The 15,283-nt window shown below is 50.6% G+C and carries 7 protein-coding genes; all 7 read left to right on the forward strand.

Going from position 1 to position 15,283, the window contains the following annotated elements:
* Positions 1-296 precede the first annotated feature (296 nt).
* The 7 genes from F453_RS0108415 (at position 297) to F453_RS0108445 (ending at position 15,278) form a co-directional block, all read left to right on the forward strand.
* Positions 297-1,250: a FecR family protein gene (locus F453_RS0108415; RefSeq protein WP_018967622.1), complete on the forward strand. Its 954-nt coding sequence runs from the start codon at positions 297-299 to the stop codon at positions 1,248-1,250.
* Between the two features lie 84 nt (positions 1,251-1,334).
* Positions 1,335-4,754, forward strand: a complete 3,420-nt coding sequence (locus tag F453_RS0108420) for a TonB-dependent receptor (RefSeq protein WP_018967623.1) — start codon at positions 1,335-1,337, stop codon at positions 4,752-4,754.
* Positions 4,755-4,759: 5 nt separating this feature from the next.
* The gene (locus tag F453_RS0108425; RefSeq protein ID WP_018967624.1) at positions 4,760-6,517 is read left to right on the forward strand and encodes a RagB/SusD family nutrient uptake outer membrane protein; all 1,758 of its coding nucleotides are present in this window, start codon (positions 4,760-4,762) and stop codon (positions 6,515-6,517) included.
* A gap of 32 nt (positions 6,518-6,549) precedes the next feature.
* Complete coding sequence (locus tag F453_RS0108430) at positions 6,550-9,435, forward strand: SusC/RagA family TonB-linked outer membrane protein (protein ID WP_018967625.1); 2,886 nt, start codon at positions 6,550-6,552, stop codon at positions 9,433-9,435.
* 41 nt (positions 9,436-9,476) lie between these two features.
* On the forward strand, positions 9,477-11,171 hold the full coding sequence (locus tag F453_RS0108435) for a RagB/SusD family nutrient uptake outer membrane protein (RefSeq protein ID WP_018967626.1): 1,695 nt from the start codon (positions 9,477-9,479) through the stop codon (positions 11,169-11,171).
* 439 nt (positions 11,172-11,610) lie between these two features.
* Entirely contained in the window at positions 11,611-13,632 is a 2,022-nt protein-coding gene (locus F453_RS0108440) for a cadherin repeat domain-containing protein (RefSeq protein ID WP_025789981.1), read from the forward strand.
* A gap of 122 nt (positions 13,633-13,754) precedes the next feature.
* The gene (locus F453_RS0108445; protein WP_018967628.1) at positions 13,755-15,278 is read left to right on the forward strand and encodes a glycoside hydrolase family 16 protein; all 1,524 of its coding nucleotides are present in this window, start codon (positions 13,755-13,757) and stop codon (positions 15,276-15,278) included.
* Positions 15,279-15,283: the final 5 nt, after the last annotated feature.

Raw genomic sequence — 15,283 nt, forward strand, 5'->3', positions numbered from 1 at the left:
ACTAAAGGAAGGATGGGCTTGTTTATTTGATTTGGCTCATTTCGTTGGATTCCCATGTGGAGCAAACCAAGTACACAGCGCATTGGCGCACCCCACATCGCTTTTTTGCTCTATCGTGTCACGACCAGCTCCCACTTACACCATATTATATATATGTGCGCATACGCACACACTAGAAGATACCCCCTTCTTTCATGGCATTTAGGCAGACAACGTCGGATGACCAATTCTTAACGAACCTTAAATTACGGTACCTTCGTGAACTTTTGGCGTATAACCAATAACAAACGGAAGTTATGGTTAAACCCATTGACATATTATATCAGCGATATTTGCGAGGCGAATTGTCGAGCGAGGAGTTGGAGAAGTTTCGGCGATTGGTTTCCGAAACTACCGATAACGAATTGTGGGACTTGATGTGCCTCGACTTCGTAAACGCTTCGGAAACGACACGGATGCCCTCTGAGGCCAAGCAAAACTTGCTTGCCAATATCGAACAAGAAACGCAAACGAAACGCAAACCGTGGCTGGTGCGCTATGTGGCAGCAGCCGTTGTGGCGTTGGTTGTGCTTGTTGGAGGCTATGCTTGGTATGCCATGAACGATGCTTCGGCAAGCCATTTTGCCACCATCACCGTGAAATCAGGGCAGAAAGCCGGTGCGGTGTTGCCCGATGGGACGCGTGTCGACCTGAATGGTGGAACGCAATTGCGCTACGATGTAGTGCCGGGGAAACGGCGCGAGGTGCTGCTCTGCAGTGGCGAGGCCTTCTTCGACGTGGCCAAAGATGCCAATTGCCCGTTTCATGTCAGGGCGAATGGCATGCAAGTGGAGGTGCTTGGCACGCGCTTCAACGTGAAGACGATGAACGGGCGCGTGGAAACGGCCCTCTTCTCGGGCTCGGTACGCCTTACGTCTGACAAGTTAGCCAAGGGCTATCGCATGCAACCAGGCCAAAAGGCGGTGTACTTAGACGGCAAGGGAAGCCTAACCTGGATGCCCAACGACATGCACCGCGATGCGGGATGGAAGGATGGATACCTTGTGTTTAGTTCCACACCGCTGACCGAAGTGCTGCAACAAGTGGCTAACTGGTATGGTGTGCACTTCGTGTTGGCAAGGCCGCGCATCGGGGGCGACCTGTTAACGGGATCGTTCCATAACGAAACGCTCGAAAGTGTGCTACACTCATTGAGTCTGCAATACGGCTTTAAATACCGCAAGCAGGGCAAAGATATCATCGTGGAGTGAATGGCCCAGTCGCGTTTTGGGCTTCGCGCCCCAACGTCGACAAGCATCTCCCCATGTAACTAGAAACCTAAATACACATCTAAAATGACTAAGAACCGAAGAAGTGGACACAAAGACAGGCGCGTTTGGCTGCTTGTGGCTTTGCTTTTGTGGATGGTTCAGACCGTAACGGCCCAAACACAGCGCGTTACGCTCAACCTTCACAACGAAGAGGTTGCCACCTTTATCAGGCAGGTGGAAAAACAAACGCCCTTCACCTTTGTCTATCGCAACAGCGTACTCAACCCTAAGACGCGCGTATCGATGGTGTGCGAGGGCCAACCGTTAGAAAAAGTGTTGGCGCAAGTGCTGTCACCATTGGGCGTGCAGTTCTCGTTTAACAACAACACTGTGGTGTTGGTGCGCAAGACAGATGAAAGCACAAACCGCCAAAGCACTCCTAAACAGGGGTCGGCAAGCCGACAACAGGACGGAAAGAAAATCTCGGGCGTGATAAAAGACGACTCGGGCGAACCCATTGTGGGTGCCAGCGTCATGGTAAAAGGCACTAGCCTTGGCACCATAACCAACGTAGACGGTGAGTTCGCCCTTGAAGTTCCCGCCAATGCAACACTCTCTGTGTCGTATATCGGCTATGTTCAGCAAGACGTAACCGTGAAGAACAACAATCGCCTACGTATCACCATGACCGAAGACGCTGCCAGAAAGTTGGACGAAGTGGTGGTCGTAGGCTATGGCACACAAAAGAAAGCTAGCGTAACGGGTGCCATCTCGTCTGTAACGACAAAAGACCTGGTGCAGACTCCGCAAGCCAACATCAGCAATATGTTGGTGGGAAAGATGCCCGGACTTATCGCCATGCAACGCAGTGGTGCGCCAGGCGAAGACGGTTCTACGCTGTTGATACGCGGTGTGAGTACCTTTACCGACAACACCGCACCGCTGGTGATGATCGATGGCGTAGAAAGGCCCAACTATAACGGTGTCGATCCCAACGAAATAGAGTCGATCAGCATTCTTAAAGACGCCTCGGCTACGGCCATCTATGGTGTTCGTGGAGCCAATGGCGTTATCCTTATCACCACGCGTAAGGGTAAAACGGGCAAGCCCCAGTTGAGTTATTCGGGCAATGTGGCCATACAACGCCCCACGGCTATTCCCAGTTACCTTAACAGTGCCGATTATGCCACGCTCTATAACGAGGCTCAACGCAACGACACTTATGTGTCGGGTGCTCCATACATGCCCCGTTTCTCGGATAAGGACATTGAATTATACCGTAATGGAACCGACCCTTTGTTTCATCCCAACATGGATTGGACGGGCGATTTCTTGCGTAAGAGCACCCTGCGCACCCAGCATAACTTTACGCTAACAGGTGGAACAGACCGCGTGAAGTATTTTGTTTCGGCTGGATATTACTCGCAAGAGGGTATGTATAACCACACTAAGGTAGACGCCGACCATGACGTAAATGCCCATAACTCGCGTTACAACTTCCGTTCGAACCTCGATTTTGTCGTCACACAAGACTTCAAGGCCTCTTTGCAGTTGGCTGCGCAGGTGGAAAACGTGCGTACGCCTGGTTCGGGGAATAGCACCATCTGGCGCGAAATATCGTGGGCCAATCCCCTAAGCTCACCTGGGCTAATCGACGGCAAAGTGGTTAGGCTGCAAGATGTGCTTGGCGAGCAGAACCCTTACGGCATGTTGCTGGGCAATGGCTATGACGCCGACAGTAAGAACAATGTGAACACCACCTTGCGATTAGACTACGACCTAAGCCGATGGTTGCTCAAGGGCCTCTCGGTACATGGTAGCATATCGTTCGACAGCTATTATTACAGTCGTAAGAAGTTCCGCAAGAGCATTCATTATTATACGCCCGAGCGCGACCCTAATGCTGCTGGGGGCGTGGTGTTCGTTCCTAAGGAGGAAGAAACGGTGTGGGCTGCCTCGGCCGATTATGGAAAGAACCGCAAGATATACGCCGAATTGGGCTTGCACTACGACCAAAGCTTTGGCAAACACCACACTACGGCCCTGTTGCTTTACAACCAAAGCAAGTATTATTCGCCCAATTTGCAGTATCTGGTGCCCAATGCCTACCAAGGTTTGGTGGGTAGGCTCACCTACGAATATGCTTCGCGTTATCTGGCCGAGTTCAATATGGGCTACAACGGCACAGAAAACTTCGCCAAGGGAAGGCGCTTTGGTTTCTTCCCCGCAGTGTCGGCGGGTTGGGTAATTAGTGAAGAGCCCTTCTTTCCAAAGAACGATTACGTGGTGTTCTTAAAGCTTAGGGCCACCTATGGCGAAGTGGGTAACGACAAGATTGGTGGCGACCGCTTCCTTTATCTACCCTCTTCGTATGGCGATGCAGAAAACAAAGACCTTTACAAATATAATTTCGGTAAGGCTTCGCAACCCGTTAACTCGCAAATGGTGGTTGAAAACAAGATTGGAAACCCCGAACTGACGTGGGAAAAAGCGCGGAAGCTGAACCTCGGTATAGAGATGAACCTCTTGAAGAACCATCTCACCGTGGCGTTCGACTTGTTTAAGGAACGTCGCAATAACATCTTGGCCAACCGCAACACGCAACCCATGGTTATCGGAGCTAACTTGCCCGCCTATAACATGGGTGAAATGGAGAACAAAGGATGGGAATTGGACGTGAATTATCGCAACAACATTCGCGACTTACGCTATTGGGCACGCTTCAATTATTCGTTCGCGCGCAACAAAGTGCTGTTTAAAGACGAGGTACAGAAGAAATATGCGTACCAAATGGAGACAGGACGGCGAGTGGGACAGTTCTACGGACTGCTTTTCGACGGATATTATAACTCGTGGGAAGAGATAAACGCCCTTGACCGACCAGTGAGTGCGTGGAACGGAAACAAGTTGCAGCCAGGCGATGTGCGCTATGTGGACGTGAACAAAGACGGACGTATAGACGACTACGACAGGGTTCCTATTGGCTATTCGCCCACTCCTGAGATCGTTTACGGTTTCTCTTTCGGAGCAAGTTGGAAAGGTTTCGACCTCTCGGCGCTGTTCCAAGGGGCTGCCAACGTGTCGATCAAGTACTTCGGACGCTCGCTTTGGCCTTTCTTTAATGGAAAGGAGAGTGCCAAAAGCCTTATCTTGGAGCGGTGGACAGCCGACAGATATGGTCGTGGCGAACGCATCAGGTTTCCCCGTCTGTCGTTAAACCCAAACAAAGATACCGACAACAACTATAAGGATTCTGACCTTTGGACGCGCGATGCCAAATATCTGCGCCTGAAAAACCTCGAGTTGGGCTACACCTTCGATAAGAGACTGGTGCATCCCTTGGGTGTGCAGAGCGTGCGTTTATATGTTAGCGGCTCGAACCTTATCACTTGGACCGACGTGATAGACCTTGACCCCGAAGCTCCTTCGCGTGGGGGCAACGTGGAAATAAACACCTATCCGCTGCAAAAGATATACAATATTGGACTTAACATCAATTTCTGACAATCATGAAAAAGTTCATCTATCTATCCATTATATTGCTCGCGGCCACGGCCACAGCTTGTTCCGACTATCTGGAAACACCTCCATCGGTAGAGCTAGACGAAGACAAGGTGTTCGCCGACCGAACTTTGGCCGAGAAATACCTTACCGGCATCTACGCGCAAGGCCTGCCCTTGGGCTTCAATGCCAGCACCAGCAACACCGATAGACGACTAGGCTCGTCGTCGACGCTTGGCTCGGCTTGCGACGAAGCCGAAGATGTGGCCGACTGGGCCAAAGGAAACTCGGCATGGAATGTAGACAATCATAATAACAATAGCATTGAATGGGACGAAGACAGCCGTTTTTACCAACGCTGGAACGTGCTGCGCGTGTGCAACAGGATATTGAAACGTGTGCACGAAGTGCCTTACGATGCAGGCGATCCCGACTTTAATAAGCGTGCAATGGGTGAAGCTTATTTCATGCGAGCCATGCTTTTGTGGGAGGGCACTTATCGTTATGGTGGCATGCCCATTATTCGTACGGTGCTAGATGCCGCAGACTTCTCTACATATCCACGCAACACGTTCGCCCAATGCATCGATTCGATATTGGTAGACTGTGATCGTGCTGCCCAAATATTACCCGATTACTATACCGACGATACCAAAGTGGGGCGCGCCACGCGTATTGCCGCCTTGGCATTGAAGAGTCGTGTGTTGCTTTATGCAGCTAGTCCGCTGTTCAATACCTCCACGCCTTACCTGCCTTTCCCTGGTCATGAAGACCTGATTTGTTATGGCAACTACGACAAAGAACGATGGAAGAAGGCGGCCGATGCCACAAGAGAGGCCATCAACGCTGCTACGGCATCGGGCCATTACGGTCTTCTGAACACAGGAAACCCCGAACAAGACTACGAAAACGTATGGGCAGAACCCGACAACGTAGAAATAATACTGGCCAATAAGAAATATCGCAACTTCAAGGTGAGTCGTTTACCCATGGTGGCCAATCTGCCCATGTGGGCCATGAACAAGTCTTGGGGCGACGGTGGATTGTATGTTACGTTCAACTTCGTGAAGTTTTACGAGAAGAAAGACGGTACACCAGCCGATTGGAACGAAGCGGGCGGTAGCAATCTCATGGAAATCTACAACTCGTTAGACCCCCGTTTCAAGCAAACGGTGGCTTATCATGGGTCGTCTTGGAACAACGAAATCACCTTTATCGACTTTCTGCCAGGTGGATTACACCGTTCCAGCACCGACAAAACACGTCATTTGCTCCACAAATGGGTGCCTCGCACGGTGCGCGTTACGCCTCCGCTCAACTCGGTTAACGTCGATTGGATTAATTTCCGTATGGCCGAGCTGTACCTTAACTTAGCCGAAGCACTGAACGAGTATGCCGACACGCCACCCGCAGAAGCCTTCGAGGCCGTAAATAAGGTGCGACAGCGTGCTGGTATGCCCGATTTTCCAGCTTCGCTAACCAAAGAACAGTTCCGAGCGAAGCTTCACAACGAGCGTGCCGTTGAGCTAGCGTTCGAAGATCACCGATTCTGGGACATCCGCCGATGGATGATTGCCGAGAACGAAGGCGTGATGCGCGGTAAGATATACGGGCTAAACATCTCTTCGCCAGATGGAAACAAGAACCATGTGCATTACAAACCATACGTGTTCGAGAATCGTTCGTGGAGTCGCCACTCGTATTTGCACCCACTGATGCAGGTAGAAGTGGACAAGGGACAACTCTTACAAAACCCCGGTTGGTAAATCCGTTCAACACATCCAAATTGCAAACAACTATGATAAGAAGATATATCAGCTTGATAACAGCATGCGCCTTGTTGCCCCTAGGCCTGTGGGCGCAGCTGTATAACGAAACCGATACGGTGGAAACAACCGAGATAAGCGACAAAGGAGACGCATCCAAGAGCTATTCTGTTGAACACGTGCGCTACCTTAACCATGTGGCTTACGGCTTGCAAGACGTTTGGAAAACCTCGTCGGCCATGTCTACCACAGGTGGAGAACAGCTCATGCGCATCACTTCACCAACGGTTGGTAACGCCCTTAAAGGCTTACTGCCCGGACTTACCGTGATGCAGCAGGCCGACGAACCCGGTTACGACTTCTATATGCAAAACATGTACACACGTGGCGTTAGTTCTTTCGTTGGCGGACAAAAGATGTTGGTGTTCATCGACGGGTTCGAAGCACCGCTCGACTATATCTCGGCCGAAGAGATAGAAAGCGTTTCGCTACTGAAAGACGCTGCAGCACTGGCCCTTTACGGAGCGCGTGGTGCCAATGGCGTATTACTTGTAACCACAAAGAAAGGTAAAATAGCATCGCCCACAATAAGATTCAGGGTGCAAACAGGCTTACAAATGCCCACTACAAGCCCTCAGCCGTTGGGAAGTTACGATTATGCGCGGCTCTACAACCAAGCTTTGGCCAACGATGGCTTACCAGCCCGCTACAACGACGAAGCTCTGGCAGCCTATCAAAATGGTAGCAATCCCTATCTTTACCCCAATGTAGATTGGCGCAAGCAGCTTTTGCGCAGCTCGGCACCGCTAACCATGGCCGAGATGACGTTTCGCGGGGGCAGTTCGGGTATTCGCTATTATGTGATGGCAGGTCTGTTGCATAACGGCGGACTATATGCAGGTACCGACCGAAAGCAAAAAGAGAATGCCAACGCTACCTATTCGCGCTATAATTTTAGGGCCAACCTCGACGTGAACGTGCTACCCGAACTTACGGCATCCTTATATAGCGGTGTGAGTATTGGCGACCAAAGCACGCCTGGTGGTGGAGTGAGCGCAGGCAAGATAATGCGCTCGATGTGGACGACACCCCCCAACGCCTTCCCCGTTATCAATCCCAATGGCAGTTACGGTGGAACGAGCAACTATACAAACCCTGTTGGCGATATCCTAAACCGTGGTTTATACGAAGAGAATGCACGTTCGATGCAGGTAATCTTCAAGTTAGACTACAACTTCAACAAGCTCGTGCGGGGTCTTAGCGCAAATGTGGCAGTGGGATATAACAACTACGTGGCCGAAATTTCGCAGAAAACGCGTAACTATGCACGTTATTCGCTAACGCAAACAGGTGTAGATGCCAACAATATGCCCATTTATCAGTACACCCAATACGGTGCAAACGAGCCCCTACAAAGTGCAGAAGGATTCCGAACAGACTTTAATCGGGCCAATTTTAGGGCGCAAATAGCATACGGCAACACTTTCGGCCGACATGGTTTGGATGCCATGGCCATGTTCGTATCCGATATATATAAGGAATATGGTGTGCGCGACGACGCAAGGTATTTAAATTGGGCAGGTCGACTTACCTATAACTTCGGCAAGAGATATGTGGCCGAGTTCACCGCTTCGTACATGGGAACCGACAATTTTTCACCCAAACATCGCTTCGGGTTCTTCCCTGCGGGATCGGTTGCATGGGTAATAAGCAACGAAAACTTTATGCGCAATGCCCGATGGGCCAACTATATGAAGCTGCGCGCATCGTATGGTAAGATAGGAAACGACCAAACCACGGCCCGCTACATCTTCGATGCCACCTACGATTATAACGGTGGCTACCTGTTTGGCACTACCGCCAACAGCTCGGGTGGCTTCCGCGAAACCACCTTGCCCAATCCCGACATGCGTTGGGAAGACAAAGCCATTCTCAACATAGGCTTCGATGCCAAGCTTTTCAATTGTCTTACGCTATCGGCCGATGTTTTCAACGAAGTGCAATCGGGCATTCTCACCCGTCCTTATTCGCGTGTTCCTGGGTTTGTTGGTGCATCCTGGGGTGGCATTCTGCCCATGACCAACATCGGACGCGTAGAAAACCACGGCTTCGAGTTCTCTGCCCGATACGAGAAAACCTTGAAAAACCAGTTTGCCTATTATGCCGAGGCAGGTCTGTGGTATGCCAAAAGTAAGGTAACCGAGCAGGGCGAAGACCTCAGGGCCGAACCTTACCTCTACCAAAAGGGGTATAGCGTGTGGCAGCCTGTTATGCTCGTGGCCGACGGTTTGTACCAAGAGAGCGACTTCGATGCCGATGGCAAGCTCAAGCCAGGTCTTCCTGTACCCCAGTTTGGGCACGTAGCGCCTGGCGATATCAAGTATGTCGACCAAAATCACGATAACGTTATCAATGCCAACGACGCTTATCCTGTGGGCAATACCACTGTTCCCCAGTGGAATTACATGCTGGCTTTGGGTTGCAAATGGCGTGGACTGAACCTCAACCTGATGCTTCAAGGTGTGGCAAAGCGCGACATCTACATCAACGGACCTGGTGTCTACTCGTTTAAAGACAATGCCACGGCATCGCCTTTGGCACTTGACAGCTGGACACCACAAAACCCCACGGCCAGCTATCCACGACTTTCTACAGTAGACTTCGACAACAATTACCGCTCGTCTACCTTCTGGCGACGCAACGGCAGTTTCCTTCGCTTGCGTAATGTGCAGTTGGGTTACACCCTTCCACAGCGTATGGCGCAGGCCATAAAATTAAGCGACGTTTACCTCTATGCCAACGCCACCAATGTGTTTACCATCGATGCCTTGCACGATTTGGGCGATGCCGAAGCGGGCAATCTCTACAATTATCCACTGATGCGCACCCTAAGCCTAGGCGTAAGGGTGGCCTTCTAAACGTCAGTACTTCCTTATAATTCCCTAAAAACAGCATATCTATGAGTAAAAGCATCATTAAGCGTGGCGCCGCAGCCCTTTGGTTGGGCATCGGCATGTCGCTGATTTCGTGCAGTGGGTTTCTCGACAGGGAGGCCAACTCGTACATCGACAAGGATATGACCTTTTCTTCTTATATCCGCACGCAGCAATATCTCACCAACATATACACCCTTTTGCCCGACGGACTGACGCGTATGGACGGCAACGCCATGTTCGATGCCGCCACCGACGATGCCGAGTTTGCCCTGCAAACGGCCGAAGTGCAGAGCTTTAACACGGGTGCATGGAACGCTGCAACCAATCCCGACAATCCGTGGGACCGTTGTTACATGGGCATACGCATGGCTTGTGAGTTGATGGATCATGCCGACGAGGTGAATTTAGACGCCTATCGGCTCGATCCGAAGACCCATACAGAATACGAAAACCGTAAAAAAGACATCCGTATATGGAAGGCCGAGGCGCGTTTCTTGCGTGCATTCTTCCATTTCGAACTGCTCAAACGTTTCGGTCCTGTGCCCATCGTCAAGTCGTCGCTCAGCATTTCGGGCGATTATAGTGGTATGGCTCGTCCCTCGATGGACGAATGTGTGAAGTTTATAGTCAACGAGTGCGATACTGCCGCTAAATATTTAGACTTGAAACCTTGGCGCGACGACACGGCATTAGGTCATGCCACCAAAGGCGCGGCATTGGCTTTGAAAAGCCGCGTGTTGCTTTATGCGGCTAGTCCTCTGTATCTCGACTACGAGAATCTCGACGAAACAAACCTCCCAACCAATGCCGAGAAATGGGAACTAGCCGCCAAAGCTGCCAAGGCCGTTATCGATTTGGGCGCCTATCAGTTGGCAACCAGCTATGGGCAGTTGTTCCAAAACCAGTTCCAAAGCACCGAATACATTTTCATGCGTCGCTACACGGTTTCCGATAATGTAGAAAAGGCCAATTTCCCCGTTAGCTTTGGCGGTACGGGTGGTACAAACCCGTCGGTGAACTTGCTTGATTCATACGAGATGACAGATGGAACGGACTTCTCATGGACCAACCCTACACAGGCAGCCAACCCCTATGCCGACCGCGATAGCCGAATGGATGCCACTTTCCTCTTTAACGAGCAAAACTTCCATAATGGTAAGGTGGAATGCTATATCGGTGGTAAAGACGGATTGTATCAAACCAATGCCACAACAACAGGGCACTATCTGCGCAAGTATCTTAACGAGTCGGTGAACATTCAGACGGGTGGCGGAAAGCTGGGACACACCTTCCCCTTCTTCCGTTTGGCCGAAATATACCTCAATTACGCAGAGGCATTGAACGAATACGCCCCCGACAATGCCGACATTGCACGATATGTGAACCTTGTTCGTGAACGTGCCGACCAGCACCCGCTGCCCTCTGGGCTTACTCAAGACGAGATGCGCCAACGCATTAGACGTGAACGCCGTGTGGAATTGGCCTTCGAAGAGCATCGTGCTTGGGATGTTAGGCGCTGGAAAGTGGCATCGTCTACACTGGGCGCACCGCTAAGAGGATTGCGAATAGAGCGCGATAACACGCAGGCAACGCCCACTTACACCTACACGCCCTATGTTGTTGAGCGGCGCGCGTTCCAACCTAAGATGTATTGGTACCCCATTCCGCAATCCGAGCTGATGAAACTTGTGGGGTGGAAACAAAACCCACAATGGTGATAAGATTGGCTCGCAATGGTGATAGGGTGGACATGTCATGGTGAACCAGTGGCAATACGCACGCCCGTCTCATGTCATTCTTGCGAACGGCACTTGGCTTTTGCAAGGCCATAAATAAGCCTTTGTAGCAAGCTTTAAGGTAAAACGTCGGGGTCCCGCTAAGATGTAAGGCTGTTACAGATCAACTGTAATGAGGTTCCATATAAGCAGGAACACGATTCCATCTTATGTGTAATGGCAGTACAAAACGTATGCAACTCGACCAGTATCAATTAAATGCCTTTTAAAGGTTTAGTTGGGACATGGCTAAAGTTTGTGAAATGCAAAGCTAGGCTTAGTGCAGAGCCATGAGAAGGCAGGGATATGGCAGGAGAATTTGTCAACTCGTTAACTGTCCAACTCATCAACTAAAAAACATAACATGTAATAAGATAAAGTCATGATAAAGCTAAAACATACACTGCTAGCAGTGCTTTTGCCACTGATGGCAGGCTGCGCAGACAACAATATAGGGTTCGACCCTGTTGAAAACGTGCCTGCGGGCGTTTACGTTTCAGGCTCATCCACCGAGTTTTCGCGACCCATTGCCACAGGGCAACTCGTGGCCAAGACGCACGAAAACATCCTTAGCCACAACGTATGGCTAACAACCAATGGCGGATTGCGCATCTCTTACGTGGGCGATGATGGTCATCCCGTATATTATGGTGGCCAGATAACATCTACCGATGCAGCCTCTGGCGTGATGGAATGCCAACTTGGAGAAGGCAACGGAGAGATAACCGTGCCTGCCGAGGGCTTATATACACTGGTGGTGAGTAAGCAAAAGAAAAAGCTAACAATCATTCCCGTGAAATTGTATGTGCGTGGCGAATTGGCCTTGAACGATAAGGGCGACCGCACTTTGCCTTTGGCCAAGATGGAATACGACCGCTTGCGCCACGTGGTGACATGGAGTAACGCCGATAGCACAGAGTTTGTGTTGCCCACCGAATACGCTTTTGCCTATGCAGATGGCAAACCTGTGGTGGTGAGCGACGATAATGAGGCCGAGACCGATACCTTTGCCACCGTACTAACGGGTACTGGTAAAAGTGTTCGAACCAATGTGCTTAATGCCAAGTACGCACCACTCACGGCAAAATCTGACGTTAATTTGCGCTTCACCCTTAAGGGGCAGTACGCCATTAGTGTGCAATATAGCGTGCTCGACAATGCTTTTACCGCTCGAGTAGGTGGCGACGGCGTCGAGGCTACTGGTCTTTCCGAGCATCTTTACATGGCAGGCGATGGCGTTGGCTCATGGAACTCGCCCCAAATGGTAACGATGACGCCCGTGGGAGCAGCTGGCAACGGCGAATTTTGGTGCTTGTGCTATGTAGAGGCAGGTAAAACGTTGGCGTGGTCTACATCTCCCGATGGCGCTAATGCAGTGAAAACGTTCAACACCGTTGTGGGAACAAAGCTTGATGGCAATGGTCAAGCCGCGGTAGAACAAACAGGACTATACCTTGTTTATGTAGACTTGAACCGCAAATTGCTTGCATTCGAGAAGCCCGAGGTGTATGGCACGGGCGAATGTTTTGGCGGTGATGAAACCAAAGCCGAGATAAAGGGTGCGAAACTCTCGCTGAACACGTCGAACACAGGTGCTTTGAAGCTTTACGCCACATCTAAATACAACGCGCGAGATTGGAATACGATGCTCTTAACCATCGAAAATGGCAAGCTGGTATATCCAGGATTGAATACAGCCAACGTGCCCGCTGTGCCCGTTGCCAAACAAACGACGGTGAATTTGAATGTTGCTGAGGGCAGCGCAGACTTTGGTGAGCCCACGCCCGAGAGCAAAATCTCTGGCAGTGTAGACCAACTTTACCTCACAGGTGATGCTTTTGGCCAATGGAATTGGGCTTCGCCAGGTGTTGTTAGTCTTGAAAATGGCTACGCAGGCAAGTCGCGTTGGTTCTATATTGCCTACCTTAAGGCTGGCACAGGCGTGAAATTCTCTGAAGAAAAGGCATTTGGAAACGGCAATTTTGCTACCCTTGCCACCTCCACAGGATTCACCGTGCAGAACAATCGCGCTGTTGTGGCCGCCGATGGCATATATATGATATACGTAGGACTTGATTCGCGCGAGGTGGCTATCGAGCCTGTTAAGCTCCAAGCGTGGTCGGGAAGCAGCTCGGCTACCTTTACCGTTGATGCCGATGGTAAGAGTATGAGCGTTACTTTGCCCGAGACGGGGCGCGTGAGGATTTATCCCAGCATCCCAACATTCAAGCATGTGAATAAGTTTGGCGACTGGAAACGCGAGGTTTACGTTGATCCCGATACGGGAGAATTCCTCTTTCGCAAGCAAGGAGCACCCGAACCAAACAAAGATTACGTATGGACGGCCGGCACGAAGATAACCATCAACTTCGAAACGATGAAGGCCACCATCGTAAAACCCTAGTTCTTTTGTAGTCGCTCGCCAAACTTTGCCTTCGCAGGCATCGTTTTTGGCGAGCGCAGAACAGGCTAACCGCCCCTTTTAAGTCAGGCATTTTATACATGTAAGATCCCCAAAAAATATTCATGAAAAAGTTATTTCTTTTCCCCATTCTGTTGTTAGCGCCCATGTTTTCGGGTGCGCAGGGGCTGCACAAAGGTGTCAACGGCACTGTTCCTGCCAAGGAACAGCCTGCCGGATGGACCTATTTTGATGGTGACGAGTTTACGTCGCCCAAGCTTAATGCCAACTATTGGTTCCTATATGGTGGAGATGGGCATGGTCCCGGTTGGGATTATGGCTTCAATGCAGGCCAAGGTATGGTGCAAAACTATTATGCCAGTCAGGTTAAACTTCTGCCAGCAGACAAGCCAGACTTTGTGCGTATCACCGCACAAGTAGACCAACACATAACAGCTCCTCATGCTCCGGGCAAGCTTTGTTGGCGTTCGGGGGCGTTGTCTAGCACACATCCCTATCGCGCAAAGCCCCAAGAGAACTATTATCCTCAGCCAAAGAAGTATTATCCGTTATATTCTCGTATTGAGATGCGTGCTAAAATACCTTACGAATATGGTGTTTGGATGGCCCTGTGGTTACGTCACATCAAGGGAGCGAGCATGTTTGAGATTGATTTGGAAGAGGTTTTCGTGAGCAGTGCTCGCAAATACCATCCCGGAAAGTATATGGTTAACCAGAGCATACATGGCAAAGACATAACCTGGGGCGATAAAGTGCACTACAATATCAATGATTCTGCCCACCGTATTCGCCCGGTTGACTTCAATCCAAGTGCAGATTTCCACGTCTATGGCGTGCAAGTTGACAAGCAAACCGACCGCAATGGCATTGTGGTTACGTTCCTTATTGATGGCAAAGTGCGCTCGGTGTGGCAGTCAACGGAGAAGTTTGAGAGCTTGCTTAAACCCGAAAACATGCCCAAGGGTGAAGACCAGGTTTGGGATTTAGCCATTACGGGCCAGATAGGTGGTAATAATTGGGGCGTCAGCTATCCCGAAGACAATCCCGAACTGAATGGCAAACGTTTTAACCGAAACACCAAATACACGCTAGACCTTGATTGGGTGCGCGTTTATAAGCGTGCTAACAGACCGATATGGTTTGGCGAAGTGCCCTCGGTAGACGTTAAACAGGTGAAGTCGCCCGATGCGCAAGTGGTGCTCGAAGCAAGTCGCTTCGCCAAGTTAGCGGCAAATGATGCGCTGGTTGTCGATATGGAGACCTTCGGCCATTCGCCTTCGCTCTCGCTTTGTGATGCCCAAGGCCACGAATTGGTTAAGCTATCGGGCACGATGAAAGAAGGCAATACCCACGCCGTGTTTAAGATAGGTACCGATGCACTGATGAAACGCCTTCGTAAAGAGGGCTGCGTGCTTCGCGCCCACAATGTGCGCATGTTCATTGCTAGCCTTAACACGCCCGCACAAATACCTGTAAGCACGGGTATAGACATGCCAAAAGCCGATAAGCAACGAGCAAAGAAAGGCGTTTATAGCGTGTCGGGGGTGAAGGTAGCCGATGAATTGGAGGACGGAAAACTGCAACCTGGTGTCTATGTAGTAGATGGCAACAAGATATTGGTGAAATGATGCGC

The sequence above is a fragment of the Hoylesella loescheii DSM 19665 = JCM 12249 = ATCC 15930 genome, from assembly GCF_000378085.1.
GTDB lineage: Bacteria > Bacteroidota > Bacteroidia > Bacteroidales > Bacteroidaceae > Prevotella > Prevotella loescheii.